This is a genomic window from Pseudomonas sp. DTU12.3, from assembly GCF_004124275.1.
GTDB classification, from domain to species: domain Bacteria; phylum Pseudomonadota; class Gammaproteobacteria; order Pseudomonadales; family Pseudomonadaceae; genus Aquipseudomonas; species Aquipseudomonas helmanticensis.
Map to the genome: position 1 here is coordinate 6,030,154 of NZ_CP027218.1, position 23,949 is coordinate 6,054,102.

Annotated in this window: 30 protein-coding genes; 19 read left to right on the forward strand and 11 right to left on the reverse strand. The window is 60.5% G+C overall.

What is annotated here, in order from left to right; all coding sequences use genetic code 11:
* Nucleotides 1-5: 5 nt before the first annotated feature.
* From C2E19_RS27760 to pilG, 4 genes are all read right to left on the reverse strand, one after another.
* Nucleotides 6-2,066: a methyl-accepting chemotaxis protein gene (locus C2E19_RS27760; RefSeq protein ID WP_129395893.1), complete on the reverse strand. Its 2,061-nt coding sequence runs from the start codon at nucleotides 2,064-2,066 to the stop codon at nucleotides 6-8.
* 143 nt (nucleotides 2,067-2,209) lie between these two features.
* Nucleotides 2,210-2,749, reverse strand: coding sequence for a chemotaxis protein CheW (locus C2E19_RS27765; protein WP_129395894.1), 540 nt, complete (start codon nucleotides 2,747-2,749; stop codon nucleotides 2,210-2,212).
* Between the two features lie 10 nt (nucleotides 2,750-2,759).
* Nucleotides 2,760-3,125: a twitching motility response regulator PilH gene (gene pilH / locus C2E19_RS27770; protein ID WP_008084306.1), complete on the reverse strand. Its 366-nt coding sequence runs from the start codon at nucleotides 3,123-3,125 to the stop codon at nucleotides 2,760-2,762.
* A gap of 60 nt (nucleotides 3,126-3,185) precedes the next feature.
* Entirely contained in the window at nucleotides 3,186-3,590 is a 405-nt protein-coding gene (pilG, locus tag C2E19_RS27775; protein WP_116028398.1) for a twitching motility response regulator PilG, read from the reverse strand.
* A gap of 225 nt (nucleotides 3,591-3,815) precedes the next feature.
* Here pilG and gshB point away from each other — a divergent pair, with 225 nt between their 5' ends.
* From gshB to C2E19_RS27810, 7 genes are all read left to right on the forward strand, one after another.
* A complete protein-coding gene (gene gshB / locus C2E19_RS27780) occupies nucleotides 3,816-4,787 on the forward strand; it encodes a glutathione synthase (protein WP_129395895.1) in 972 nt (323 codons plus the stop codon).
* 107 nt (nucleotides 4,788-4,894) lie between these two features.
* A complete protein-coding gene (locus C2E19_RS27785; protein ID WP_064388085.1) occupies nucleotides 4,895-5,794 on the forward strand; it encodes an energy transducer TonB in 900 nt (299 codons plus the stop codon).
* Nucleotides 5,795-5,968: 174 nt separating this feature from the next.
* On the forward strand, nucleotides 5,969-6,541 hold the full coding sequence (locus C2E19_RS27790; protein ID WP_129395896.1) for a YqgE/AlgH family protein: 573 nt from the start codon (nucleotides 5,969-5,971) through the stop codon (nucleotides 6,539-6,541).
* Nucleotides 6,541-6,978: a Holliday junction resolvase RuvX gene (ruvX, locus tag C2E19_RS27795; RefSeq protein ID WP_007913667.1), complete on the forward strand. Its 438-nt coding sequence runs from the start codon at nucleotides 6,541-6,543 to the stop codon at nucleotides 6,976-6,978. Before C2E19_RS27790 ends, ruvX begins: the two co-directional genes overlap by 1 nt.
* A gap of 80 nt (nucleotides 6,979-7,058) precedes the next feature.
* Nucleotides 7,059-7,565, forward strand: a complete 507-nt coding sequence (gene pyrR, locus C2E19_RS27800; protein WP_016985973.1) for a bifunctional pyr operon transcriptional regulator/uracil phosphoribosyltransferase PyrR — start codon at nucleotides 7,059-7,061, stop codon at nucleotides 7,563-7,565.
* A 27-nt stretch (nucleotides 7,566-7,592) separates the two neighbouring features.
* The gene (locus C2E19_RS27805; RefSeq protein ID WP_095164512.1) at nucleotides 7,593-8,597 is read left to right on the forward strand and encodes an aspartate carbamoyltransferase catalytic subunit; all 1,005 of its coding nucleotides are present in this window, start codon (nucleotides 7,593-7,595) and stop codon (nucleotides 8,595-8,597) included.
* Nucleotides 8,594-9,865: a dihydroorotase gene (locus C2E19_RS27810; RefSeq protein WP_129395897.1), complete on the forward strand. Its 1,272-nt coding sequence runs from the start codon at nucleotides 8,594-8,596 to the stop codon at nucleotides 9,863-9,865. Before C2E19_RS27805 ends, C2E19_RS27810 begins: the two co-directional genes overlap by 4 nt.
* A 94-nt stretch (nucleotides 9,866-9,959) precedes the next feature.
* On the opposite strand, the gene C2E19_RS27815 is transcribed toward C2E19_RS27810, so the two are convergent.
* Nucleotides 9,960-10,391, reverse strand: a complete 432-nt coding sequence (locus C2E19_RS27815) for an NINE protein (protein ID WP_129395898.1) — start codon at nucleotides 10,389-10,391, stop codon at nucleotides 9,960-9,962.
* 249 nt (nucleotides 10,392-10,640) lie between these two features.
* Here C2E19_RS27815 and C2E19_RS27820 point away from each other — a divergent pair, with 249 nt between their 5' ends.
* Nucleotides 10,641-11,264 (forward strand): C40 family peptidase, encoded by a 624-nt coding sequence (locus C2E19_RS27820; RefSeq protein WP_129395899.1) that lies wholly within the window; start codon nucleotides 10,641-10,643, stop codon nucleotides 11,262-11,264.
* A 105-nt stretch (nucleotides 11,265-11,369) separates the two neighbouring features.
* On the opposite strand, the gene C2E19_RS27825 is transcribed toward C2E19_RS27820, so the two are convergent.
* The gene (locus C2E19_RS27825) at nucleotides 11,370-12,404 is read right to left on the reverse strand and encodes a type IV pilus twitching motility protein PilT (protein ID WP_007953348.1); all 1,035 of its coding nucleotides are present in this window, start codon (nucleotides 12,402-12,404) and stop codon (nucleotides 11,370-11,372) included.
* A gap of 56 nt (nucleotides 12,405-12,460) precedes the next feature.
* On the opposite strand from C2E19_RS27825, the gene C2E19_RS27830 reads away from it, so the two are divergent.
* The 10 genes from C2E19_RS27830 (at nucleotide 12,461) to C2E19_RS27875 (ending at nucleotide 19,448) form a co-directional block, all read left to right on the forward strand.
* The gene (locus C2E19_RS27830) at nucleotides 12,461-13,147 is read left to right on the forward strand and encodes a YggS family pyridoxal phosphate-dependent enzyme (RefSeq protein ID WP_129395900.1); all 687 of its coding nucleotides are present in this window, start codon (nucleotides 12,461-12,463) and stop codon (nucleotides 13,145-13,147) included.
* A gap of 23 nt (nucleotides 13,148-13,170) precedes the next feature.
* Complete coding sequence (proC, locus tag C2E19_RS27835; protein ID WP_129395901.1) at nucleotides 13,171-13,989, forward strand: pyrroline-5-carboxylate reductase; 819 nt, start codon at nucleotides 13,171-13,173, stop codon at nucleotides 13,987-13,989.
* 10 nt (nucleotides 13,990-13,999) lie between these two features.
* The gene (locus tag C2E19_RS27840) at nucleotides 14,000-14,590 is read left to right on the forward strand and encodes a YggT family protein (RefSeq protein WP_129395902.1); all 591 of its coding nucleotides are present in this window, start codon (nucleotides 14,000-14,002) and stop codon (nucleotides 14,588-14,590) included.
* A complete protein-coding gene (locus tag C2E19_RS27845) occupies nucleotides 14,587-14,880 on the forward strand; it encodes a DUF167 domain-containing protein (RefSeq protein ID WP_129395903.1) in 294 nt (97 codons plus the stop codon). The genes C2E19_RS27840 and C2E19_RS27845 overlap by 4 nt, the downstream gene beginning before the upstream one ends.
* A gap of 186 nt (nucleotides 14,881-15,066) precedes the next feature.
* Nucleotides 15,067-16,206, forward strand: coding sequence for a homoserine O-acetyltransferase (locus C2E19_RS27850; protein WP_129395904.1), 1,140 nt, complete (start codon nucleotides 15,067-15,069; stop codon nucleotides 16,204-16,206).
* A 7-nt stretch (nucleotides 16,207-16,213) separates the two neighbouring features.
* Nucleotides 16,214-16,834: a methionine biosynthesis protein MetW gene (gene metW / locus C2E19_RS27855; protein WP_008083798.1), complete on the forward strand. Its 621-nt coding sequence runs from the start codon at nucleotides 16,214-16,216 to the stop codon at nucleotides 16,832-16,834.
* A gap of 26 nt (nucleotides 16,835-16,860) precedes the next feature.
* Nucleotides 16,861-17,295: a DUF4426 domain-containing protein gene (locus C2E19_RS27860; protein ID WP_129395905.1), complete on the forward strand. Its 435-nt coding sequence runs from the start codon at nucleotides 16,861-16,863 to the stop codon at nucleotides 17,293-17,295.
* Nucleotides 17,292-17,888: an RdgB/HAM1 family non-canonical purine NTP pyrophosphatase gene (gene rdgB / locus C2E19_RS27865; protein WP_129395906.1), complete on the forward strand. Its 597-nt coding sequence runs from the start codon at nucleotides 17,292-17,294 to the stop codon at nucleotides 17,886-17,888. Before C2E19_RS27860 ends, rdgB begins: the two co-directional genes overlap by 4 nt.
* Nucleotides 17,885-19,090 carry a radical SAM family heme chaperone HemW gene (hemW, locus tag C2E19_RS27870; RefSeq protein WP_038358839.1) on the forward strand — a complete coding sequence of 402 codons (1,206 nt, stop codon included), beginning with the start codon at nucleotides 17,885-17,887 and terminating at the stop codon, nucleotides 19,088-19,090. Before rdgB ends, hemW begins: the two co-directional genes overlap by 4 nt.
* Before the next feature lie 34 nt (nucleotides 19,091-19,124).
* Nucleotides 19,125-19,448: a DUF3392 domain-containing protein gene (locus C2E19_RS27875; RefSeq protein ID WP_034153666.1), complete on the forward strand. Its 324-nt coding sequence runs from the start codon at nucleotides 19,125-19,127 to the stop codon at nucleotides 19,446-19,448.
* 227 nt (nucleotides 19,449-19,675) lie between these two features.
* Here the strand turns inward: C2E19_RS27875 and trmB are convergent, their stop codons facing one another.
* The 4 genes from trmB to C2E19_RS27900 all read right to left on the reverse strand — a co-directional run bounded on the left by trmB (nucleotide 19,676) and on the right by C2E19_RS27900 (nucleotide 22,081).
* Nucleotides 19,676-20,401, reverse strand: coding sequence for a tRNA (guanosine(46)-N7)-methyltransferase TrmB (gene trmB, locus C2E19_RS27885; RefSeq protein WP_129395907.1), 726 nt, complete (start codon nucleotides 20,399-20,401; stop codon nucleotides 19,676-19,678).
* Nucleotides 20,402-20,410: 9 nt separating this feature from the next.
* Nucleotides 20,411-21,205 carry a thiazole synthase gene (locus C2E19_RS27890; RefSeq protein WP_129395908.1) on the reverse strand — a complete coding sequence of 265 codons (795 nt, stop codon included), beginning with the start codon at nucleotides 21,203-21,205 and terminating at the stop codon, nucleotides 20,411-20,413.
* Between the two features lie 60 nt (nucleotides 21,206-21,265).
* Nucleotides 21,266-21,466 (reverse strand): sulfur carrier protein ThiS, encoded by a 201-nt coding sequence (gene thiS, locus C2E19_RS27895; protein WP_122604433.1) that lies wholly within the window; start codon nucleotides 21,464-21,466, stop codon nucleotides 21,266-21,268.
* A 243-nt stretch (nucleotides 21,467-21,709) separates the two neighbouring features.
* Complete coding sequence (locus tag C2E19_RS27900) at nucleotides 21,710-22,081, reverse strand: DUF423 domain-containing protein (protein WP_129395909.1); 372 nt, start codon at nucleotides 22,079-22,081, stop codon at nucleotides 21,710-21,712.
* 74 nt (nucleotides 22,082-22,155) lie between these two features.
* Here C2E19_RS27900 and mtgA point away from each other — a divergent pair, with 74 nt between their 5' ends.
* On the forward strand, nucleotides 22,156-22,878 hold the full coding sequence (gene mtgA / locus C2E19_RS27905; protein ID WP_129395910.1) for a monofunctional biosynthetic peptidoglycan transglycosylase: 723 nt from the start codon (nucleotides 22,156-22,158) through the stop codon (nucleotides 22,876-22,878).
* Between the two features lie 149 nt (nucleotides 22,879-23,027).
* Here the strand turns inward: mtgA and rpoH are convergent, their stop codons facing one another.
* Nucleotides 23,028-23,882, reverse strand: coding sequence for an RNA polymerase sigma factor RpoH (gene rpoH / locus C2E19_RS27910; protein WP_003229146.1), 855 nt, complete (start codon nucleotides 23,880-23,882; stop codon nucleotides 23,028-23,030).
* Between the last annotated feature and the right edge of the window lie 67 nt (nucleotides 23,883-23,949).

Here is a 23,949-nt window from a genome sequence, read left to right on the forward strand (position 1 = left end):
TCCGATCACACTTTATCCGTCGCCGGCGCGGACGCTGCCGGCAAGGTGAATCCGGACACCGAACGGCGCAGCTGGCTGGCCATTTTCGCCAGGTTGCCGATGCTTTCGGCGGTGGCCGTGGAACCGGACGAAGTCTGCGAGGTGATCTGCTGGATCACGTTCATCGTCAGCGAGATCTGCCCGGCCGAAGACGTCTGCTGCTGCGCTGCGTTGGAGATGCTTTGAATCAGCGCCGCAAGGGTCTTCGACACGCCTTCGATTTCTTCCAGGGCCACACCGGCATCCTGCGCCAGTCGCGCGCCGCGCACCACTTCGGTGGTGGTTTGCTCCATGGAAATAACGGCTTCGTTGGTATCGGTCTGGATCGCCCGCACCAGGGTTTCGATCTGCCGAGTGGCGGCGGACGAGCGCTCGGCGAGGCGCTGCACTTCGTCGGCAACCACGGCAAAACCGCGCCCGGCATCACCGGCCATCGACGCCTGAATCGCCGCGTTGAGGGCAAGGATGTTGGTCTGGTCGGCGATGTCGTCGATCAGGCTGACGATGTCGCCGATTTCCTGCGACGACTCGCCTAGACGCTTGATGCGCTTGGCGGTGTCCTGAATCTGTTCGCGAATGTTGTCCATGCCGTGGATGGTGTTGTGCACCACCTCGTTGCCCTTGTTGGCAATTTCCACGGAGCGCTCGGCTACCGCCGAAGACTCAGCGGCGTTGGCCGAGACCTGATCGATGGATTCGGCCATGTCGCTGATTGCCGTCGACGCTTCGGAAATCTGCTGGGCCTGATGCTCCGAGGCCTGCGCGAGATGCATCGCGGTGGCCTGGGTTTCCTGCACCGCTGCGGCGACCTGGCCGGCGGTGAGGTTGATGGTCGCGACCAGATCGCGCAGTTGGTCGACGGAGTAGTTGATCGAGTCGGCGATGGTGCCGGTGAAGTCTTCGGTCACCGAGGCCGTCACCGTGAGGTCACCGTCGGCGAGGTCTTCGATTTCGTCGAGCAGGCGCATGATCGCGTTCTGGTTGCGTTCGTTCTTCTCGGCGGTTTCACGCAGTTGCCGATTGGTTTCACGGACCATGACCATGCCGATGAGGATGATCGAGGCCAGCGCGAGCAAACCGAGGACGTAACCGCCGATAGTGTCGGTGTTGCGCCCGCCGGCAAGGTTTTCGAAACCGGTGGCCAGGTGCGAGGCTTCGTCGAGCAGGGTTTGCGAGAGGCTGAAGATGTTGCTCGCCGATTCGCGAACCTTGAACAGCTCGGGCGAGGTTTCGAGGATTTCATCGACGGAGCCGGAGACGAACTGGAACAGCTCGGAGATTTCGCTCAAACGCGCGCGGGCGTCGCGGTCTTCGACCTGGCTGATTTTCAGCGTCGGGTTGCCTTGCAGCATGCCGTTGAGCACTTGGCCGAAACGCGTGGCGTCACGGCCAAAGGCATCGGCGGCTTGCTGGGAGTTTTCGTCGCCGGCGAGCACAGTGTTGACCGCGCCGAGGATACGTTCGGCCAGCAGCGATTGACGTTGGGCCATGGCCACTTGCGCCGCCGGAGCGCCGCGTTGCAAAAGAATTTCGACGACTTTTTCGTATTCGATCTGCAACTGTGGCACGGTTTCGGCCAGGGTCGCGGCGACCTGATGCAGCGACAGCACGGTCTGTTCGCTGGAGAGAATCGCGTCGGTGTTTTTCAGCAGGCGTTCCCAGTCGAGCTGCACAGCGCGCATTTCCGGGCGCACGGTGGCGGGGGCTGGCGGCAGGCCCGTGACCGCGTCGCCCTTCTTCAGGTAACCCCAGCGCAAGGCGAAATCGTTGCGTGCATCGCTGAGCAGCTTGAACGCGGCAGCCTTGCCGGCGGCGGCTTCGGTGGCGTTCTTGGCAATGCGTTGCGAGAGCACGCGCAGCTCACCGGCGTGGCCGATGTACTGTTTGTCGTAGTTCGCCTGGGTGTTGAGGTACGCGAAGTTGGCGAACAGCAGCATGATGAACACGATCAGTGCGATGAACAGCACGATGATCTGCGAGCGACTGCGCGATCCTTCCGCCGGCTTGCCTGTTTTTGCTTTTGTCATCGGTCCTCGCCTATGAAACCTGCCACGATCCAATGTGGGAGCGGGCTTGCTCGCGAATGCGGTGGGTCAGCCAGCATCAACTTTGAATGTCAGACCGTATTCGCGAGCAAGCCCGCTCCCACATGGGATTTGTGTTGTTTCGACTAAATTGCGACGCTCATGAACACCGGGGATTTGGCCAGGGCAAACAGGCTGAACACCCGCCAGTTCTGCTCACGCCGGAAATAGCCTTTGACGAACTCGGCCTTCGAGCCCTGGCGCTTGCTGATCGAGATCGGTTCGAAGCTGTCCTGCTCGAAATGCTGCAGGCCAATGACCTCATCGACCATCAACCCGGCAAACACATCCCCATGTTCCACCACCAACACCCGCCGCTGTTTACGCAACGGCGACAGCTCATGCCCGAAAAAGCCGCACAGATCCATGATCGGCAGCAGCCGCCCGCGCAGGTTAGCCACGCCTTTGACCCACGGCTTGACCCCGGGCAACTGGGTGAAGCGCGGCTCGTGCAGCACTTCGCTGACTTCGCCCATCGGCGCCACATACCAATGCTCGCCGAGGCGAAAGCCGATGCCGCTCCAGCGGTCCCGACGCGCCGCTTGCGACGGCAGGTCCGCCGCCAGCAAACGGCAGCGCTGGTCGATTTGCCAGAGCAGTTCGAACGCGGTCAGCGATTCGCTCATGGTCGCGCGATCAGCCTTTGAGCACGTTATTCAGGGTCTTGATCAGGGTGTCTTCGTCGACCGGTTTGGTCAGGTAGTCCTTGGCGCCCTGGCGGGTGCCCCAGACCTTGTCGGTTTCCTGATCCTTGGTGGTGATGATGATCACCGGGATGTGGCTGGTCTCGGCATCCTTGGTCAGTTGGCGGGTCGCCTGAAAACCGTTGAGGCCGGGCATGACGATGTCCATCAGCACCGCGTCGGGTTTTTCCTGACGGGCCAGGGCCACGCCGTCGGCGCCGTTTTCGGCCTTCAACACTTCATGGCCGTGCTTTTCGAGCATGCCGGTGAGTTTGTACATTTCAGTCGGCGAATCATCGACGATCAGGATACGTGCCATGGTTTTCCCCATTTTTCTTGTCGACCCCCGGCCCGCTGGCCGAGCATCACTGTACGTGTCTTACTGCGGCAGAACGGCGGCGAAGCCCGGAACATGGGCCTGGATCGCGCTGAGCAGTTCTTCCTTGCTGAAAGGCTTGGTCAAAAATTGATCGGAACCGACAATCCGCCCCTTGGCCTTGTCGAACAGTCCGTCACGCGATGACAGCATGATCACCGGCGTGGCCTTGAATGCACTGTTGTTCTTGATTAAAGCGCAGGTCTGATAACCATCCAGACGCGGCATCATGATGTCGACAAAAATGATCCCGGGATGGTTGTCGGCGATCTTCGCCAAGGCGTCGAAACCGTCGATCGCCGTGATCACTTCGCAACCGACATTCTTCAACAATGTTTCGGCGGTGCGACGAATCGTTTTCGAGTCGTCGATCACCATGACCTTCAAGGCGCTGGACTGCTGTTCCATAAGAGGGCTCTACCGTCGCCTTTGCGAATCAATTTGTCCGTTTTGCGGTTATGAATGGCTCGAAACCCTTGATGCTCAAGGGCCAGCACGCTACGCCAGCCTTTTTAGCACAGTCTCCAGATGCAATCTATCGACGGGTTTTTCCTTGACCGAAAACCCGCCCGGCGCCACTCTGGCGGCACTTTTTCAATACCGATCCGGTAGCCAATTTTCGAGGAAAACCCAATGAGCGTTCGCGTCGGGATTGTCATGGACCCTATCGCCAGCATCTCCTATAAAAAGGATAGCTCGCTGGCCATGCTGCTGGCCGCGCAAAAGCGCGGCTGGGAACTGTTCTATATGGAGCAGAGCGACCTGTATCAGGCCGAAGGCCAGGCACGCGGGCGCATGAAGCCGCTGAAAGTCTTCGCCAACCCGGAAAAATGGTTCGAACTGGACGCCGAGCAGGACAACCTGCTGAGCGATCTGGACGTGATCCTGATGCGCAAGGATCCGCCGTTCGACATGGAGTTCGTCTACTCCACCTACCTGCTCGAACAGGCCGAAACCGCTGGCGTACTGGTAGTGAACAAGCCGCAAAGCCTGCGCGACTGCAATGAAAAGCTGTTCGCCACGCTGTTCCCGCAGTGCACGCCGCCGACCATCGTCAGCCGTCGCCCGGACGTCCTGCGTGAGTTCGCCGACCATCACGGCGACGTAATCCTCAAGCCGCTGGACGGCATGGGCGGTTCGTCGATCTTCCGCCACACCGCCGGCCACCCGAACCTGTCGGTGATCCTCGAAACCCTGACCTTGCACGGCAAGCAGCAGATCATGATTCAGGGCTACCTGCCGGCTATCGTCGATGGCGACAAGCGCATCCTGATGATCGACGGCGAGCCGGTGGATTACTGCCTGGCGCGGATTCCGGCACTCGGCGAAACCCGTGGCAACCTCGCCGCCGGTGGTCGAGGTGAAGCGCGTCCGCTGACTGACAAGGATCGCTGGATCGCTGCTCAAGTCGGCCCGACCTTGCGTGAGAAAGGCCTGCTGTTCGTCGGTCTCGATGTGATCGGTGAAAGCCTCACCGAAATCAACGTCACCAGCCCGACCTGCATCCGTGAAATCGACAATGCGTTTGGCACTGACATCGGAGGCATGTTGATGGATGCGATCGAGAAGAAGCTGCAAGCCGCCGGCAAATTGCCACAAGCTTGATGCACGTCACATGCAGTCTGTCGCTTGAAGCGTGAAGCCCAAGGCGTGAAACCAACATTGCGTTATCATGCGCAGCCTCTGAAAAACGCGATGTTGGTTTTCTTGTCATGACCCTCCCGTCCGATCTGCCCGCAGAACTCGCCCATCGTGGCGTGCGCCCGGCCGATCGCCTCGGATTTACCTTATTCCTTGCTGCGTTGATCCATTTGGCGCTGCTGCTCGGCGTCGGCTTCACGATGGTCGAGCCCAAGCAAATCAGCAAAACCCTGGAAATCACCCTCGCCACCTTCAAGAGCGAAAAGAAGCCGGAGAAGGCTGACTTTCTCGCTCAAGAGCATCAGGAAGGCAGCGGCACGCTGGACAAGAAGGCGATCCCCAAGACCACTGAAGTGGCGCCATTCCAGGACAATCAGGTCAAGAAAGTCACCCCGCCACCGGCCGCCAAGCCGCAAGTGCAGGAAGCCGCGCCCAAGGCTGCGGTGACCACCGTCGCGCCGAAGCCGAAAAAAGCGCCGACCAAGAAAGAAGAAACCAAGACCGAAGTCAAACCGACGGTCGACGCACCGGAATTCGATAGCTCGCAGCTGTCCAGCGACATCGCCAGCCTCGAAGCCGAACTGGCCAAAGAACAACAGTTGTACGCCAAACGCCCACGCATCCACCGCTTGAGCGCTGCGTCGACCATGCGCGACAAGGGCGCCTGGTACAAAGACGACTGGCGCAAGAAGGTCGAGCGAATCGGCAACCTTAATTACCCCGAAGAAGCCCGGCGCAAGCAGATCTACGGCAATTTGCGCCTGATGGTTTCGATCAACCGCGACGGCTCGCTGTATGAAGTGCTGGTGCTGGAATCGTCCGGCCAGCCGCTGCTGGATCAGGCGGCGCAGCGCATCGTCCGGTTGGCGGCGCCGTTTGCCCCGTTTACCGGGGACTTGTCGGACATCGACCGTCTGGAAATCATCCGCACCTGGAAATTCGCCCGCGGCGACAAGCTCTCCAGCAATTAAAAGACACCGCAAATCCCCCTGTGGGAGCGAGCCTGCTCGCGAATGCGGTGGATCAGCTACATCAATGTTGAATGACACACCGCTTTCGCGAGCAGGCTCGCTCCCACATTGGATCGGTGTGTTGCTTACATCTCCAGCTTGTCAGTTTGCCCCCCGAACGCCACACTAGCGCACATGAAAAACGTCAGCCCCAGCTACCTCAAGCATCAATTCCTGATCGCCATGCCACACATGGCCGACCCGAACTTTGCCCATACCTTGACCTACATCGTCGAGCACACGGCCAATGGCGCTATGGGGATTGTGGTCAACCGGCCGCAAGAGCTGAATCTGGCCGACATTCTTGAGCAACTGCGCCCGGACATCGAGCCGCCAGCACTCTGCCAGCACGTACCGATCTTTATCGGCGGCCCGGTGCAGACCGATCGCGGTTTTGTTCTGCATCCGGCGGGCAAGACCTTCCAGGCCACCGCGCAACTGGACGGCGAGCTGGCCCTGTCGACCTCGCAGGACGTGCTGTTCGCCATCGCGGACGGCGTCGGCCCGGCGAAAAGCCTGATTGCCCTCGGTTACGCCGGTTGGGAAGCCGGGCAACTGGAAGCCGAAATGGCCGACAACGCCTGGCTGACCTGCCCGTACGACGCCGACATCCTCTTCAACACCAGCAGCGAATTGCGCCTCGAAGCGGCGGCCCGGCACCTGGGGATCAACCTCAGCCTGCTGACGAGCCAGGCAGGTCACGCCTGATGGCCCTGCGCCTGATTCTCGGCTTCGACTACGGCACCAAACAGATCGGCGTCGCGGTCGGCCAGGTGATTACCGGCCAGGCCCGCGAGCTGTGCACCCTGAAAGCGCAAAACGGTATTCCCGACTGGAATCAGGTTGAAGCGCTGTTCAAGGAATGGAAACCCGACGCTGTGGTCGTCGGCCTGCCGCTGAACATGGACGGCACGCCGAGCGAAATGTGCCTGCGCGCGGAGAAATTCGCCCGCCGCCTCAACGGCCGTTTCAACGTGCCCTTCTATACCCACGACGAGCGCCTGACCACCTTCGAGGCCAAAGGCGAGCGATTGGTGCGTGGCGGCCAGAAAGGCAGTTACCGCGACAACCCGGTGGACGCCATCGCCGCCGCTCTGCTGTTGCAGGGCTGGCTCGATGAAAACACTGCATTGTTTGAATCCTGACAAGCGCTTCGGCGCTTTTCTTTTGAGTGAAAAACCGAGCCGCGTCCAAGGACCCGGCTCGCCCCCAACAAGGAGCAACCATGAGCCTGCCAAATCCCGCCGATCTGATCAGCCAGATGGCGACCCGCCTCAAGGCGCACCTTGCCCAGCGTGAAATCTCTGAACCGCGTTACATCGGCATTCGCACTGGCGGCATCTGGGTCGCGCAGGCTCTGCTCAAGGAATTGGGCAGCGACGCGCCACTGGGCACGCTCGATGTGTCCTTCTACCGCGACGACTTCAGCCAGAACGGTCTGCACCCGCAAGTGCGCCCGTCCGCCCTGCCCTTCGAGATCGAAGGCCAGCATCTGGTGCTGATCGACGACGTATTGATGAGCGGCCGCACCATCCGCGCCGCCATGAACGAATTGTTCGACTACGGCCGCCCGGCCAGCGTGACCCTGGTCTGCCTGCTGGATCTGGACGCCGGTGAGCTGCCGATCCGCCCCAACGTGGTCGGCGCAACCTTGTCGCTGGCCGCTCACGAACGGGTGAAGCTGTCCGGCCCCGAGCCGCTGACGCTCGAACTGCAAGACTTCAACCTTTAATCCGCCCTATTGAGAGTCCCCTTCGCGATGACGCCTCTAGATACCAAGCGCCCGCTGCAGCTCAATGATCAGGGCCAGCTGCGCCACTTCCTCTCGCTCGACGGCCTGCGCCGCGAGTTGCTGACGGAAATCCTCGACACTGCCGACTCGTTCCTCGAAGTCGGTGCCCGGGCGGTGAAGAAGGTCCCGTTGCTGCGCGGCAAGACCGTGTGCAACGTATTCTTCGAAAACTCCACACGCACCCGCACCACCTTCGAACTGGCGGCCCAGCGGCTGTCGGCGGACGTGATCACCCTGAACGTGTCGACCTCGTCGGCAAGCAAGGGCGAAACCCTGCTCGACACCCTGCGCAACCTCGAAGCCATGGCCGCCGACATGTTCGTCGTGCGCCACGGTGATTCCGGCGCTGCGCACTTCATCGCCGAACATGTTTGCCCGCAAGTGGCGATCATCAACGGTGGCGACGGCCGTCACGCGCATCCGACGCAGGGCATGCTCGACATGCTCACCATTCGTCGGCACAAGGGCAGCTTCGAAAACCTTTCGGTGGCCATCGTCGGCGACATCCTGCACTCGAGGGTGGCACGTTCGAACATGCTCGCGCTGAAAACCCTCGGTTGCCCGGACATCCGCGTGATCGCGCCGAAGACCTTGCTGCCGATCGGCATCGAGCAATACGGCGTGAAGGTCTACACCGACATGACCGAAGGCCTGAAAGACGTCGACGTGGTGATCATGCTGCGCCTGCAGCGTGAACGCATGACCGGCGGCCTGCTGCCGAGCGAAGGCGAGTTCTACCGCCTGTTCGGCCTGACCACCGCACGTCTGGCCGGGGCCAAACCGGATTGCATCGTCATGCACCCGGGGCCGATCAACCGTGGCGTGGAAATCGAGTCCGCAGTGGCCGACGGCCCGCACTCGGTGATCCTCAATCAGGTCACCTACGGCATCGCGATTCGTATGGCCGTGTTGTCCATGGCCATGAGCGGGCAAACCGCCCAGCGCCAATTCGAGCAGGAGAACGCCCAGTGAAGCTCAGCATTCTCGGCGCACGCGTCATCGATCCAAGCAGCGGCCTGGATCAAATCACCGACATTCACGTTGAAGCCTGCAAGATCGTCGCCCTCGGCGCCGCCCCAGCGGGTTTCACGGCAGTAGAAACCATCGACGCCCAAGGCCTTGTCGCGGCTCCAGGGTTGGTCGACCTCAACGTGGCCCTGCGTGAGCCGGGCTACAGCCGCAAAGGCTCGATCATCAGCGAAACCCGCGCCGCCGCTGCCGGTGGCGTGACCAGCCTGTGCTGCCCGCCAAAAACCAAACCGGTGCTCGACACTTCCGCCGTGGCCGAACTGATCCTCGACCGCGCCCGCGAAGCCGGCAACACCAAGGTGTTCCCGATTGGCGCGCTGAGCAAAGGTCTGGACGGCGAGCAACTGGCTGAGCTGGTCGCGTTGCGCGACGCTGGTTGCGTGGCGTTCGGCAACGGACTGGAGAGCTTCCGCAACACCCGCACTTTGTGCCGGGCGCTGGAATACGCGGCTACCTTCGACCTGACCGTCATCTTCAACTCGCAGGATCACGATCTGGCTGAGGGCGGTCTGGCTCACGAAGGCGCGGTGGCCAGCTTCCTCGGTCTGCCGGGGATTCCGGAAACCGCTGAAACCGTGGCCCTGGCCCGGGACCTGCTGCTGGTCGAGCAAACCGGCGTGCGTGCACACTTCAGCCAGTTGACCAGTGCTCGCGGCGTGGCGCTGATCGCGCAGGCGCAGGCCCGTGGCTTGCAGGTGACGGCGGATGTCGCGTTGTATCAGCTGATTCTGACTGACGAAGCGCTGATCGACTTCAGCAGCCTGTATCACGTGCAGCCGCCGCTGCGCACTCGCGCTGACCGTGATGGTCTGCGCGCAGCAGTGAAGTCCGGTGTGGTCTCGGCGATCTCCAGCCATCACCAGCCGCACGAGCGTGACGCCAAGCTGGCGCCGTTCGGCGCAACCGAGCCGGGCATCAGCAGTGTTGAGCTGTTGCTGCCGCTGGCGATGACGCTGGTTGAGGACGGTTTGCTGGATCTGCCGACGCTGCTGGCGCGTCTGAGCGCTGGCCCGGCTGAGGCATTGCGCCTGCCGGCGGGCAAGCTGGCGGTCGGTGGGGCGGCGGATATCGTGCTGTTCGATCCGCAGGCTTCGACGGTGGCTGGTGAGAATTGGCTGTCGAAGGGTGAGAACTGCCCGTTCATCGGGCATACATTGCCTGGGGTGGTTCGCTATACCCTGGTGGATGGCCGGATCAGCCACCAGGCTTGATACCGGGTTGCCTGCATTCGCGAGCAAGCCCGCTCCCACATTGGATCTGTGATCGACACAAATCCCCTGTGGGAGCGGGCTTGCTCGCGAAGGGTTATTGGAACGCGCCGCGATTCTCAGCGTTGCGCACGGAAACCTGATCGTTCAGCGTCCAGAAGTCATACAGCACCCCCAGAAAGAACAACCCGCCCGTCAGCAGATAGATCAGTCCGCTGATCCACTTGCCCTGATACATCCGGTGCACGCCCAGCGCGCCGAGGAACGTCAGCAGAATCCACGCCACGTTGTATTCGATCGGCCCTGCGGTAAAACGCAGATCCGCTTCACGGTCCATCGCCGGGATCAGGAACACGTCGATCAACCAGCCAATCCCGAGCAAACCAAAGGTAAAAAACCAGATCGTCCCGGTCACCGGCTTGCCGTAATAAAAACGATGAGCACCGGTAAAGCCAAAAATCCACAGCAGATAACCGATCACCTTGCTGTGCGTATCCTGGGGTTGTGCAACCTGCTGATAGCGGTTCATGGATGACCTCATTTGCCTCGATAGATAAATTTTTTCTGACTTTCTGTGACTTTTTTGTGTCGAGCCGACAAGTGGCTCTTCACTGTTACACCTTGCGCAAAGCCTTATTACACCGCACTTGTGTCCGACAATCGCGTCAATCTGCCGCTTATTTGGTTCCGTTGCCCACAAGCTGAATCGACCAACGGACTCAGAAGGGACAAAAAAGCTGTTATAAAGTTGCGCGCTATCACTGAAGAGCCACGCCTAATGCGACCATTTTTCAAGACATGGCTAACCATCTGCCTATTAATGCCACTGGCCGCCCACGCCACCAATCGTGAGCAACGTCTTCCCAACGTTAACGGCTTCACCCCTAAATCCCATGCTTCGGCTCCATCGAGCAAAAGCAGCAAAAGCAAAACCACCACGCTGAGCAGCAAGAGCCACAGCAAGCTGGTGCCACCGATGGCGAGCAAGGAAAGCAGCAATGTGCTGAGCCGTGCGGTGAACGTCCTCGGTACACCTTATCGTTGGGGCGGCAGCAGCCCAAGTAAAGGCTTCGATTGCAGCGGCCTGGTGAAATACGCGTTCAACGACGCCACGTTCGACCTGCCACGCACCTCCAACGCCATGGCCAGCGGCCACGGCGAGAAAGTCGAGCGCAAGGATCTGAAGCCGGGCGACCTGATTTTCTTCAACATCAAGAGCCGTCGGGTCAACCACGTTGCCATCTACCTGGGCAACGACCGCTTCATCCACGCCCCGCGTCGTGGCAAAGCGGTGAGCATCGATACGCTGAACAAGCCGTATTGGGAACAGCATTACGTGGTTGCCAAGCGCGTGTTGCCGAAAGAGCCTGCGAGCAAGCAGATGCGCGTCGTTCAGCGCTAAGTCTTCGAAGCAAGATCAAAAGATCGCAGCCTGCGGCAGCTCCTGCAATTGGAATGCATTTCCCTGTAGGAGCTGCCGAAGGCTGCGATCTTTTGCTTTTGGCGTTTAAAAATTATCCGGCGTACGCGCCTTCTCCCGCGCATGCTCGCGGCTGATCAAGCCTTTGGTCACCAGATCCTTCAGGCACATATCCAGTGTCTGCATCCCCAGCGAGCCACCGGTCTGAATCGCCGAGTACATCTGCGCCACCTTGTCTTCGCGGATCAGGTTGCGGATCGCCGACGTCCCCAGCATGATCTCGTGCGCCGCCACCCGTCCGCCGCCGATCTTCTTGATCAGCGTCTGCGAGACCACCGCCAGCAACGACTCCGAGAGCATCGAGCGGACCATCGACTTCTCGTCACCGGGGAACACATCCACCACCCGGTCGATGGTTTTCGCCGCTGAAGTCGTGTGCAGCGTGCCAAACACCAAATGCCCGGTCTCGGCAGCAGTCAGCGCCAGGCGAATGGTTTCCAGATCGCGCATCTCACCGACCAGGATCACGTCCGGGTCCTCCCGCAGCGCCGAGCGCAAGGCCGTGGCGAAGCTGCGGGTATCACGGTGGACTTCACGCTGATTGATCAGGCATTTGCGCGATTCGTGAACGAATTCGATCGGATCTTCAATGGTCAGGATGTGGTGATGGCGATGGGTGTTGAGGTAGTCGATCATCGCCGCCAGTGTGGTCGACTTGCCCGAACCGGTCGGCCCGGTGACCAGCACCAGCCCACGCGGCGCATCGGTGATCTTGCGGAAGACATCGCCCATGGCGAGGTCTTCCATGCTCAGCACTTTCGACGGGATGGTGCGAAACACCGCCCCCGCGCCACGGTTCTGGTTAAAGGCGTTAACCCGAAACCGCGCGACACCGGGGACTTCGAAGGAAAAGTCGGTTTCCAGATGTTTCTCGAAGTCGACCCGCTGGGTGTCGTTCATGATGTCGTAGATCAATTCGTGCACTTGCTTGTGATCCAGCGCCGGCAGATTGATCCGCCGCACATCACCATCGACGCGGATCATCGGCGGCAGACCGGCCGACAGGTGCAGGTCGGAAGCTCCCTGTTTGGCGCTGAAGGCCAGCAGTTCAGTGATATCCATAGCGCTCCTCAATTCCAGTAGAATGCCGCGAACCTTCAGACCGCCGGCGCCTCTTGATGTCCACGATAGCAGACAACATTCTCCACGTTGGTTCGCGCATCCAGACCGCGATCCAAGCCGCACACCGTCCTGAAAACAGCGTTCAATTGCTCGCCGTGAGCAAGACCAAGCCTGCCGAGGCCTTGCGCGAAGCGTACGCCGCCGGCCTGCGTGACTTTGGCGAGAATTACTTGCAGGAAGCCTTGGGCAAACAGCTCGACCTGGCCGATCTGCCCTTGATCTGGCACTTCATCGGCCCCATTCAATCGAACAAGACTCGGGCGATTGCCGAGCATTTCGACTGGGTGCACTCCGTGGATCGCCTGAAAATCGCTCAACGTCTGTCTGAACAGCGCTCGGCCGAACTGCCGCCGCTGAACATCTGCATTCAGGTCAACGTCAGCGGTGAAGCCAGCAAATCTGGCTGCACCCCGGCCGATCTGCCGGCTCTGGCTGCCGCGATCAGCGCTTTGCCGCGCCTGCAACTGCGCGGTTTGATGGCGATTCCCGAGCCGACTGAAGATCGCGCCGAGCAAGACGCGGCCTTCGCCGCCGTGCAGAAGTTGCAGGCGAGCCTCGGCTTACCACTCGACACACTGTCCATGGGCATGAGCCACGACCTTGAGTCGGCCATTGCCCAAGGCGCCACTTGGGTTCGTATCGGTACGGCCCTGTTTGGCGCCCGCGATTATTCCCAGTCTTGAACGTTTCCAGATAAGGACCACACATGAGCAACACACGTATTGCGTTTATCGGTGCGGGCAACATGGCGGCCAGTCTGATTGGCGGCCTGCGCGCCAAGGGTCTGGAAGCGGCGCAGATCCGCGCCAGCGACCCGGGTGAAGAAACCCGCGCCAAGGTCAGCGCCGAACACGGCATCGAAACCTTTGCCGACAACGCCCAGGCCATCGACGGCGTCGATGTGATTGTGCTGGCAGTCAAGCCGCAGGCGATGAAAGCCGTGTGCGAGGCGATTCGCCCAAGCCTGAAACCCAATCAACTGGTGGTCTCCATCGCGGCTGGCATCACTTGCGCGAGCATGACCGCGTGGCTCGGCGAGCAGCCGATCGTGCGCTGCATGCCGAACACCCCGGCGCTGCTGCGTCAGGGCGTCAGCGGTCTGTACGCGACCAGCGAAGTCACCGCCGAACAGCGTCAGCAAGCTGAAGAACTGCTGTCTGCCGTGGGCATCGCCCTGTGGCTGAACGAAGAACAGCAACTGGACGCGGTCACTGCGGTGTCCGGCTCCGGTCCGGCGTATTTCTTCCTGTTGATCGAAGCCATGACCGCCGCCGGCGTCAAACTCGGCCTGCCAAAAGACATCGCTGAACAGCTGACCCTGCAAACCGCACTCGGCGCCGCGCACATGGCCGCCTCCAGCGACGTTGACGCAGCCGAACTGCGTCGTCGCGTGACCTCGCCAAATGGCACCACAGAAGCTGCAATCAAATCATTCCAGGCCAATGGCTTCGAAGCCCTGGTCGAAACCGCACTCGGCGCCGCCGCGCACCGCTCGGCCGAAATGGCCGAACAACTGGGCAAATAAGGAGCCTTACATGATTGGATTGAACACTGCAGCGGTTTACGTGCTGCAAACCCTCGGCAGCCTTTACCTGCTGATCGTGCTGCTGCGTTTCGTGCTGCAATTGGTGCGGGCGAACTTCTACAACCCGCTGTGCCAGTTCATCGTCAAAGCGACCCAGCCACTGCTCAAGCCGCTGCGTCGAATCATCCCGAGCTTGTTCGGCCTCGACATGTCGTCGCTGGTATTGGCGATTCTGGTGCAACTGGCGCTGATGGCGCTGACCCTGCTGCTGACTTACGGCACCACCGGTAACCCGCTGCAACTGTTCATCTGGTCGATCATTGGTGTGACCGCGCTGTTCCTGAAGATTTTCTTCTTCGCCCTGATCATCAGCGTGATTCTGTCGTGGGTCGCGCCGGGCAGCCACAATCCGGGTGCTGAACTGGTCAACCAGATCTGCGAGCCAGCGCTGGCACCGTTCCGCAAAATCCTGCCAAACCTTGGCGGTCTGGATCTGTCGCCGATCTTCGCCTTCCTCGCGCTGAAGCTGATCGACATGCTGGTGATCAACAATCTGGCAGCGATGACGATGATGCCGGAAATCCTCCGCCTGCTGATGTGAGCTGGTTCCGATGGGACGGTGACGACTTGATCCTCGAGTGTCACCTGCAACCGGCAGCCCGCAGCGATGACTTCGCCGGGCTGCACGGTGATCGTCTGAAGATCCGCCTGACCGCGCCGCCGGTCGAGGGCAAGGCCAATGCTTGTCTGATGGGCTTTCTGGCCAAGGCGTTTGGCGTTTCGAAAAGCCAGGTCAGTTTGCTCAGTGGCGAGCTGAACCGGCAGAAGCGAGTGAAAATCTGCTCGCCGAAGAAGTTGCCGGATTTGCCTGACCTGGTGCGCCCAAACTGAAGCACCGAGTCGCCCCATTCGCGAGCAAGCCCGCTCCCACATTGGAATGCGATCCCCTGTGGGAGCGGGCTTGCTCGCGAATGGCCGCACCTCGGTCAGAAGCGAACACATCAGGGCCCGATCGTTGCTTGCCGCTAACCCCCCCGGTCTTTAGACTTACGCCTCATTTCAACGAGAGCAGGGTCGATGCCAACTGCCTTTCCCCCCGATTCTGTTGGTCTGGTGACGCCGCAAACCGCGCACTTCAGCGAACCGCTGGCGCTGGCCTGCGGCCGTTCGCTGGCCGCCTATGACCTGATCTATGAAACCTATGGCACGCTGAACGCGCAAGCGAGCAACGCCGTGCTGATTTGCCACGCCTTGTCCGGCCATCATCACGCGGCCGGCTATCACAGCGTCGACGACCGCAAGCCCGGTTGGTGGGACAGCTGCATCGGCCCCGGCAAACCGATCGACACCAGCAAGTTCTTCGTGGTCAGCCTGAACAACCTCGGCGGCTGCAACGGCTCTACCGGCCCGAGCAGCATCAACCCGGAGACCGGCAAGCCGTTCGGTGCCGACTTCCCGGTACTCACCGTGGAAGACTGGGTGCACAGCCAGGCGCATCTCGCCGACCTGCTCGGCATCGGCCAGTGGGCGGCAGTGATTGGCGGCAGTCTCGGCGGCATGCAGGCGTTGCAATGGACCATCACCTATCCAGATCGCGTGCGTCACTGCCTGGCCATCGCCTCGGCGCCGAAGCTGTCGGCGCAGAACATCGCCTTCAACGAAGTCGCGCGTCAGGCGATCCTCACTGACCCGGAATTCCACGGCGGCTCGTTCCAGGAAGCGGGCGTGATTCCCAAGCGCGGCTTGATGCTGGCGCGCATGGTCGGCCACATCACCTACCTGTCCGACGATTCGATGGGCGAAAAATTCGGCCGCGGCCTGAAGAGCGAAAAGCTCAACTACGACTTCCACAGTGTCGAGTTCCAGGTCGAAAGCTACCTGCGTTATCAGGGCGAAGAGTTCTCGGGCCGTTTCGATGCCAACACCTATCTGTTGATGACCAAGGCGCTGGATTACTTCGATCCGGCGGCGAACTTCGACGATGACCTGGCGAAAACCTTTGCAAACGCCACGGCCAAGTTCTGCGTGATGTCATTCACCACTGACTGGCGCTTTTCCCCGGCACGTTCGCGTGAGCTGGTGGATGCGTTGATGGCCGCGCGCAAAGACGTCAGCTATCTGGAAATCGACGCACCGCAGGGCCACGACGCCTTCCTGATTCCGATCCCGCGCTACTTGCAGGCGTTCGGCAATTACATGAACCGCATCACGTTGTGAGAAAGCCATGAGAGCTGATCTGGAAATCATCCAGGAATGGATCCCCGCCGGCAGCCGCGTCCTCGACCTCGGTTGCGGTGACGGCGAGCTGCTGACCTGGCTGCGCGACAACAAGAACGTCACCGGTTATGGCCTGGAAAACGACGCCGACAACATCGCCGAGTGCGTGGCCAAAGGCATCAACGTCATCGAGCAGGATCTGGACAAGGGGCTGGGCAACTTCGCCAGCAACAGTTTCGACATCGTCGTCATGACCCAGGCCCTGCAAGCCGTGCACTACCCGGACAAGATCCTCGACGAAATGCTCCGGGTCGGTCGCCAATGCATCATCACGTTCCCCAACTTCGGCCACTGGCGCTGCCGCTGGTATCTGGCGAGCAAGGGCCGCATGCCAGTTTCCGAGTTTCTGCCGTACACCTGGTACAACACGCCGAACATCCACTTCTGCACCTTCGAAGATTTTGAAGAACTTTGCCGCGAACGTGATGCGAAGGTCATTGATCGGCTTGCCGTGGATCAACAGCACCGCCACGGGTGGGCCAGTAAGCTATGGCCTAATCTGTTAGGTGAGATCGGTATCTACCGCGTCAGCAGCCCGCAGCTTGCAGACCACAAAGTCGCGGTCTGAGCCACGTCATTCCGAGGAGCACGATCATGGGTCGTTTAACGTTGTTGTTATTGACTGCCTGCCTGAGTGCCAGCGCGCTGGCGGCCGACGTCATCAAAGGCGAGCGTCAGGAAACCTTTGGCGACGTGACGGTGCACTACAACACTTTCAACTCGACATACCTGCAACCGGACATCGCCAAGGCTGCCGAGCTGATCCGCAGCAAGAATCAGGGCGTGATCAATGTCTCGGTGATCAAGGACGGCAAACCGCTGGTCGCCAGCGTCACTGGCACGGTCAAAGACCTGACCAGCCAGAGCGTGACGCTGAATTTCCGCCAGGTGACCGAACAAGGCGCGGTGTACTACATCGCCCAATATCCGGTGGAACAGCAGGAAACCCGCACCTTTGAAATCAAGGTGCAGAACGGCGACAAGATCAACACCATCAATTTCAACCAAGAACTCTTTCCCGGCGAATGATGAACATCAAGCAGCTCGTACTGGCCAGCCATAACGCCGGCAAACTCAAAGAACTTCAGGCCATGCTCGGCGAATCGGTGCAACTGCGCTCGATTGGCGAGTGGAGCAAGGTCGAGCCGGAAGAAACCGGTCTGTCGTTCGTCGAGAACGCGATCCTCAAGGCACGCAACGCTGCGCGCATTTCCGGGCTGCCGGCGCTGGCCGATGACTCGGGTCTGGCGGTGGATTTCCTCGGCGGTGCGCCGGGCATCTATTCGGCGCGTTATGCCGACGGCAAGGGCGATGCGGCGAACAACGTGAAACTGCTCGACGCCTTGAAGGACGTGCCGGAAGCCGAGCGCGGTGCGCAGTTCGTTTGCGTGCTGGCGCTGGTGCGTCACGCCGATGATCCGTTGCCGATCCTCTGTGAAGGCCTGTGGCACGGGCGGATTCTGACCGCTGCCAGCGGCGAACACGGTTTCGGTTATGACCCGCTGTTCTGGGTGCCGGAGCGTGACGTGTCCAGCGCCGAATTGAGCCCGGCCGACAAGAACCAGATCAGCCACCGCGCCCGTGCAATGGATCTGCTGCGCCAGCGTCTGGGCTTGAAATGACCCGTGATTCTTCTGCGTCGTCGCTGATCGTCGGCGGCGCCGCCTCTTCGCCTCGGGCGCCGTTGCCGACGCTGCCGCCCCTGGCGCTGTACATCCACATCCCGTGGTGTGTGCGCAAATGCCCTTATTGCGATTTCAACTCGCACACCGCCAGCCCGGTGCTGCCGGAGCAGGAATACGTCGACGCCTTGCTGGCCGATCTCGATCAGGACCTGCATGCGGTTTACGGCCGTGAAATCAGCTCGATCTTCTTTGGCGGCGGTACGCCAAGCCTGTTCAGTGCAGAAGCACTTGGGCGTTTGCTCGAAGGCGTCGAGCAGCGCATTCCGTTTGCTCACGACATCGAAATCACCCTGGAGGCCAACCCGGGCACGTTCGAGCAAGAGAAGTTTGTCGCCTACCGCAAGCTGGGGATCAATCGCCTGTCGATCGGTATCCAGAGCTTCCAGCAGGAAAAGCTCAAGGCGCTCGGGCGGATTCACAACGGTGACGAAGCAGTGCGCGCGGCCGGGATGGCGCGTCAGGCCGGGTTCGATAACTTCAACCTCGACTTGATGCACGGTTTGCCCGATCAGTCGCTGGACGATGCCTTGAGCGATCTGCGCCAGGCCATCGAACTGAATCCGACGCACATCTCCTGGTATCAGCTGACACTGGAGCCGAACACGGTGTTCTGGAATCAGCCGCCGGTGCTGCCGGAGGACGATACGTTGTGGGACATTCAAGAAGCTGGGCAGGCGTTGTTGGCCGAGCACGGTTACGCGCAATACGAAGTGTCGGCTTATGCTCAGGCCGGGCGCCCGGCGCGGCATAACCTCAATTACTGGAGTTTTGGCGACTTCATCGGGATCGGCGCGGGTGCGCATGGCAAGCTCAGCCATCCCGACGGGCGCATCGTGCGCACTTGGAAAACCCGTTTGCCGAAGGACTATCTCAACCCGGCAAAAAGCTTCCAGGCTGGCGAAAAGGCGCTGACCAATGACGAGATGCCGTTCGAGTTTCTGATGAATGCTTTGCGCCTGACCGCTGGCGTCGAATCGCGCCTGTACCCGGAGCGTACCGGGCTGTCGCTGGAAAGCCTCGCCGAAGGCCGGGCCGCGGCAGAACAAAGCGGTCTGTTGCAGGTCGAACCGTCACGTCTGGCGGCCACCGAGCGCGGACAGCTGTTCCTCAACGACTTGCTGCAACAATTTCTGAACTGAGCCCAACCTCAACTTCAGCCCCAAGGAAAACCGCATGGATTTGATACTCGACCTGCTCGCCACCGTCTCCCGCTGGAGCCGCAGCAACCTCTCGGAAATCGCCCTGGCGCTGGTCGGCTGCCTGCTGGTGCTGTTCGGCGCCGACTTCAAAGGCTGGGTCGAGCAACGCTTGGGCAGCATCGCCGGCGCTTTGCGCATACCGCTGATGTCGCTGCTGTGCGTGATCGGCAGCGGCGCAGCACTGATCTACGCCACGCCGTGGGTGATCAAGGGTTTGAGCCAGTTCAACAACTACAGCCTGGCGCCCGTGCTGCTGGTAGTCCTCGTCCTCATCGGCGTAGTCGCCGACCGCCGCTAATACCACAGAACAACTGTAGGAGCTGCGGCACGCTGCGATCTTTTGATCTTAAAATCAAGATCAAAAGATCGCAGCGTGCCGCAGCTCCTACACCGTTTGCACAGGTGACCTAAAACAAATGTGGGAGCGGGCTTGCTCGCGAAAGCGTCGTGTCAGTCAACATTGTTGTTGTCTGACCCAGCGCCTTCGCGAGCAAGCCCGCTCCCACATTGGATGTTGCGTAAGGCTCAGGACTGTTTTTCGAACTTCAGGTCCCAGACGCCATGGCCAAGACGTTCGCCACGGCGTTCGAACTTGGTGATCGGGCGTTCGACCGGGCGTGGCACGCATTTGCCGTCTTCGGCGAGGTTGCGGTAGCCCGGGGCAACGTTCATCACTTCCAGCATGTACTCGGCGTACGGTTCCCAATCGGTGGCCATGTGCAGAACGCCGCCAACCTTCAGCTTGCTGCGCACCAGCTCAGCGAACGAGGCCTGAACGATACGACGCTTGTGGTGACGGCTCTTGTGCCACGGATCCGGGAAAAACAGCATCAGGCGATCGAGGCTGTTGTCGGCGATGCAGCGGTTGAGCACTTCGATCGCGTCGCAATCGTAGACCCGCAGGTTGGTCAGACCTTGCGTCAGCACGCCATTGAGCAGCGCGCCGACACCCGGGCGGTGAACCTCAACGCCAATGAAATCCTGATCCGGTGCCGCCGCAGCCATTTCCAGCAGCGAGTGGCCCATGCCGAAACCGATCTCCAGCGAGCGCGGTGCCGAACGGCCGAACACCTGATCGTAATCCACCGGCGCGTCGGCCAGCGGCAGCACGAACAGCGGTGTGCCCTGATCCAGACCTTTTTGCTGGCCTTCGGTCATGCGCCCGGCGCGCATCACGAAACTCTTGATGCGGCGGTGTTGGCGCTCGTCGCCTTCTTCCGTCTGGATAGGCGTGTCGTTCGATTCAGTCATCAATGGCTCTTACTTGATCAGACCATCCAGCGGCGAAGAGGCGCTGGCATAGAGTTTTTTCGGCATACGGCCAGCGAGGTAGGCCAGGCGGCCTGCAACGATGGCGTGTTTCATGGCTTCAGCCATCATCACCGGTTGCTGGGCGTGGGCAATGGCCGAGTTCATCAGCACTGCATCGCAACCCAGTTCCATGGCGATGGTTGCGTCGGACGCAGTGCCGACACCGGCATCGACCAACACAGGGATTTTCGCTTCTTCGAGGATGATCTGCAGGTTGTACGGATTGCAGATCCCCAGGCCGGAACCGATCAGACCGGCCAGCGGCATCACCGCGATGCAGCCGATTTCCGCCAGCTGACGGGCGATGATCGGGTCATCGCTGGTGTAGACCATCACGTCGAAACCTTCCTTGACCAGCGTTTCCGCGGCCTTGAGGGTTTCGATGACGTTGGGGAACAGGGTCTTCTGGTCAGCCAGCACTTCCAGCTTCACCAGGTTGTGGCCATCGAGCAGCTCACGGGCCAGGCGGCAGGTGCGCACGGCTTCGATGGCGTCGTAGCAACCGGCGGTGTTCGGCAGGAAGGTGTAGCGATCCGGCGACAGCACGTCGAGCAGGTTCGGCTCGCCTTCGATCTGACCGAGGTTGGTGCGGCGCACGGCGAAGGTGACGATCTCGGCACCCGAGGCTTCGATGGCCTGACGGGTTTCTTCCATGTCACGGTACTTGCCGGTACCGACCAGCAAACGCGACTGGTAGGTACGACCGGCCAGCACAAAAGGCTTGTCGCTACGAACGATGCTCATGGGGAATCCTCTTTAGGGGTGAGGGTCTTGCAGAATTCTGTGCCCTTGTGGGCCGCCCGACTAGCCGCCGCCGATGGCGTGCACGACTTCGACGTTGTCACCGTCGTTGAGCGTGGTGTCGGCATGCTGGCTGCGCGGGACGATATCCAGATTGAGTTCGACTGCCACCCGGCGTCCGGTCAGTTCCAGACGGGTGATCAGGGCCGCAACGGTCTCGCCGTCGGGCAGTTCAAGGGATTCACCGTTCAACTGAATGCGCATGCGCAATGCCGCCATCATTTTTAGGGGCTGGCATTCTAGCCCGATCAGTCAGGCTGACCCAAGCCATTCGTCTTGAAAGCGCTTGCTCCGCGCAAATGCCTGTCTACGCGGCCAACTGTAGGAGCTGCCGCAGGCTGCGATCTTTTGATGTTGTTTTTGAAGATCAAAAGATCGCAGCCTGCGGCAGCTCCTACAGGGAACAGTTTCAGATCAGATCAGGCGCCAGGTGGGAACAGTTTCAGATCAGGCCAGGCGCCAGGCGGCGAGGCCCAGGCATAGCCAGCCGATCAGGAATGCCAAGCCACCGAACGGCGTGATGATCCCGAGTTTGCTGATACCGGTGGTGGTCAGCACATACAGGCTGCCCGAGAACAACAGGATGCCGACAGTGAACGACACGCCAGCCCAGGTCACCAGTCGCCCCTGAACGTGCGTGGCCAGCAGCGCGACGCAAAACAGCGCCAGCGTGTGTACCAACTGATAGGTAACGCCGGTATGGAAAATCGTCAGGTATTCGGGGGTCAGGCGGTTTTTCAGGCCATGGGCGGCAAATGCGCCCAGCGCCACACCGGTGAAACCGAAAAAAGCGGCCAGCATCAAAAAGCCACGCAGCATGGGGAACTCCAGTCAGTCTCGATCGGCAGGGTCTGTATAATGGCCCGCTCCACGGGTTCGGCCAAGCCATCTCTATGCTGCGTACTATTTTCCGTCGTCTCTCGAAGGCCCTGCTCTGGTTCGCGGGTGGCAGCATCTTGCTGGTGCTGGTGTTTCGCTTCGTGCCGCCGCCGGGCACGGCGCTGATGGTTGAACGCAAGGTCGAATCCTGGGTCGACGGCGAGCCGATTGACCTGCAACGCACCTGGAAACCATGGGATGAGATCTCCGACGACCTCAAGGTCGCGGTCATGGCTGGCGAGGATCAGAAGTTTCCCGAGCACTGGGGTTTTGACTTCAGTGCGATCCAGGCAGCGCTTGCCCATAACGAACTGGGCGGCTCGATTCGCGGCGCCAGCACCTTGAGCCAGCAAGTGTCGAAGAACCTGTTTCTCTGGGCCGGTCGCAGCTATCTGCGCAAAGGCCTCGAAGCCTGGTTTACCGCGCTGATCGAGGTGTTCTGGCCCAAGCAGCGGATTCTTGAGGTGTACCTGAACAGCGTCGAGTGGGATGACGGAGTGTTTGGCGCCGAAGCCGCGGCCCGCCATCACTTTGGCGTGAGCGCGAAGTCGCTGTCTCGGCAGCAGGCGAGTTATCTGGCTGCCGTTTTGCCAAACCCGCGAGTCTGGAGTGCCAGTCATCCGACCGCTTATGTCTCGCGTCGGGCCGGGTGGATTCGGCAGCAGATGAGTCAGTTGGGTGGTGACAGTTATTTGCTGGGCCTCAATGATTCGCGGCGGGCACCTTGGTCGCAGTGATTTGACAGCAAAAGATCGCAGCCTGCGGCAGCTCCTACATGGGAATGCGGTCACCTGTAGGAGTTGCCGCAGGCTGTGATCTTTTGATCTTCCAACAAAAACGCCCCGATCATCGCTGATCGGGGCGTTTTTTATTGCCTGCTCGCCGGTTATGCGGCGATCGACAACTTGAGCTTGTTCATCGCGCTCTTCTCGAGCTGACGGATCCGCTCGGCCGACACGTTGTACTTCTGCGCCAGGTCGTGCAGCGTGGCTTTTTCTTCTGCCAGCCAACGCTGGTAGAGGATGTCGCGGCTACGCTCGTCCAGCACTTCCAGCGCTTCGTGCAGGTTGTGGTTGGAGTTGTCGCTCCAGTCGGCATCTTCCAGTTGACGCGCCGGATCATACCGGTGGTCTTCCAGATAGTTGGCCGGCGACTGGAAAGCGCTGTCGTCGTCGGCTTCAGCAGCCGGGTCGAAGGCCATGTCATGGCCGGTCAGACGACTTTCCATCTCGCGCACTTCCCGCGGCTCGACGCCGAGGCTTTCCGCCACACGGTGGACTTCCTCGTTGTTCAGCCATGCCAGACGTTTCTTCTGGCTGCGCAGGTTGAAGAACAGCTTGCGCTGGGCCTTGGTGGTCGCGACTTTCACAATGCGCCAGTTGCGCAGGATGAACTCGTGAATCTCCGCCTTGATCCAGTGCACGGCGAACGACACCAGACGCACGCCCATTTCCGGGTTGAAACGCTTCACGGCCTTCATCAGGCCGACGTTACCTTCCTGAATCAGGTCAGCCTGAGCCAGACCGTAGCCGGAATAGCTACGGGCGATATGTACGACAAAACGCAGGTGGGCGAGCACCATCTGCCGAGCCGCCCCCAAATCCTGCTCATAGTAGAGACTCTCGGCCAGTTCACGCTCCTGCTCCGGCGTCAGCAATGGAATGCTGTTGACGGTGTGCACGTAAGCTTCCAGGTTCGCACCCGGAACCAACGCATACGCAGGCTGCAAAGAATTGGTCATACGAAAAAACCTCCCACTTACATACTCGTGCCTCTCGGCACTGCGAAAAATTGACCGGGAATTCAAG

Coding starts and splice junctions, on each gene's coding strand:
- pilH (WP_008084306.1), bottom strand. CDS start 3,125: ATGGCACGTATCCTGATCGTCGATGATTCGCCGACTGAAATGTACAAA.
- C2E19_RS27825 (WP_007953348.1), bottom strand. CDS start 12,404: ATGGATATCACTGAACTGCTGGCCTTCAGCGCCAAACAGGGAGCTTCC.
- C2E19_RS27850 (WP_129395904.1), top strand. CDS start 15,067: ATGCCAACTGCCTTTCCCCCCGATTCTGTTGGTCTGGTGACGCCGCAA.
- rpoH (WP_003229146.1), bottom strand. CDS start 23,882: ATGACCAATTCTTTGCAGCCTGCGTATGCGTTGGTTCCGGGTGCGAAC.
- C2E19_RS27760 (WP_129395893.1), bottom strand. CDS start 2,066: ATGACAAAAGCAAAAACAGGCAAGCCGGCGGAAGGATCGCGCAGTCGC.
- pilG (WP_116028398.1), bottom strand. CDS start 3,590: ATGGAACAGCAGTCCAGCGCCTTGAAGGTCATGGTGATCGACGACTCG.
- C2E19_RS27765 (WP_129395894.1), bottom strand. CDS start 2,749: ATGAGCGAATCGCTGACCGCGTTCGAACTGCTCTGGCAAATCGACCAG.
- ruvX (WP_007913667.1), top strand. CDS start 6,541: ATGGCCCTGCGCCTGATTCTCGGCTTCGACTACGGCACCAAACAGATC.
- C2E19_RS27805 (WP_095164512.1), top strand. CDS start 7,593: ATGACGCCTCTAGATACCAAGCGCCCGCTGCAGCTCAATGATCAGGGC.
- C2E19_RS27820 (WP_129395899.1), top strand. CDS start 10,641: ATGCGACCATTTTTCAAGACATGGCTAACCATCTGCCTATTAATGCCA.
- C2E19_RS27830 (WP_129395900.1), top strand. CDS start 12,461: ATGTCCACGATAGCAGACAACATTCTCCACGTTGGTTCGCGCATCCAG.
- proC (WP_129395901.1), top strand. CDS start 13,171: ATGAGCAACACACGTATTGCGTTTATCGGTGCGGGCAACATGGCGGCC.
- gshB (WP_129395895.1), top strand. CDS start 3,816: ATGAGCGTTCGCGTCGGGATTGTCATGGACCCTATCGCCAGCATCTCC.
- rdgB (WP_129395906.1), top strand. CDS start 17,292: ATGATGAACATCAAGCAGCTCGTACTGGCCAGCCATAACGCCGGCAAA.
- C2E19_RS27815 (WP_129395898.1), bottom strand. CDS start 10,391: ATGAACCGCTATCAGCAGGTTGCACAACCCCAGGATACGCACAGCAAG.
- thiS (WP_122604433.1), bottom strand. CDS start 21,466: ATGCGCATTCAGTTGAACGGTGAATCCCTTGAACTGCCCGACGGCGAG.
- C2E19_RS27890 (WP_129395908.1), bottom strand. CDS start 21,205: ATGAGCATCGTTCGTAGCGACAAGCCTTTTGTGCTGGCCGGTCGTACC.
- hemW (WP_038358839.1), top strand. CDS start 17,885: ATGACCCGTGATTCTTCTGCGTCGTCGCTGATCGTCGGCGGCGCCGCC.
- C2E19_RS27875 (WP_034153666.1), top strand. CDS start 19,125: ATGGATTTGATACTCGACCTGCTCGCCACCGTCTCCCGCTGGAGCCGC.
- C2E19_RS27785 (WP_064388085.1), top strand. CDS start 4,895: ATGACCCTCCCGTCCGATCTGCCCGCAGAACTCGCCCATCGTGGCGTG.
- C2E19_RS27860 (WP_129395905.1), top strand. CDS start 16,861: ATGGGTCGTTTAACGTTGTTGTTATTGACTGCCTGCCTGAGTGCCAGC.
- mtgA (WP_129395910.1), top strand. CDS start 22,156: ATGCTGCGTACTATTTTCCGTCGTCTCTCGAAGGCCCTGCTCTGGTTC.
- pyrR (WP_016985973.1), top strand. CDS start 7,059: ATGAGCCTGCCAAATCCCGCCGATCTGATCAGCCAGATGGCGACCCGC.
- C2E19_RS27840 (WP_129395902.1), top strand. CDS start 14,000: ATGATTGGATTGAACACTGCAGCGGTTTACGTGCTGCAAACCCTCGGC.
- C2E19_RS27900 (WP_129395909.1), bottom strand. CDS start 22,081: ATGCTGCGTGGCTTTTTGATGCTGGCCGCTTTTTTCGGTTTCACCGGT.
- C2E19_RS27790 (WP_129395896.1), top strand. CDS start 5,969: ATGAAAAACGTCAGCCCCAGCTACCTCAAGCATCAATTCCTGATCGCC.
- trmB (WP_129395907.1), bottom strand. CDS start 20,401: ATGACTGAATCGAACGACACGCCTATCCAGACGGAAGAAGGCGACGAG.
- metW (WP_008083798.1), top strand. CDS start 16,214: ATGAGAGCTGATCTGGAAATCATCCAGGAATGGATCCCCGCCGGCAGC.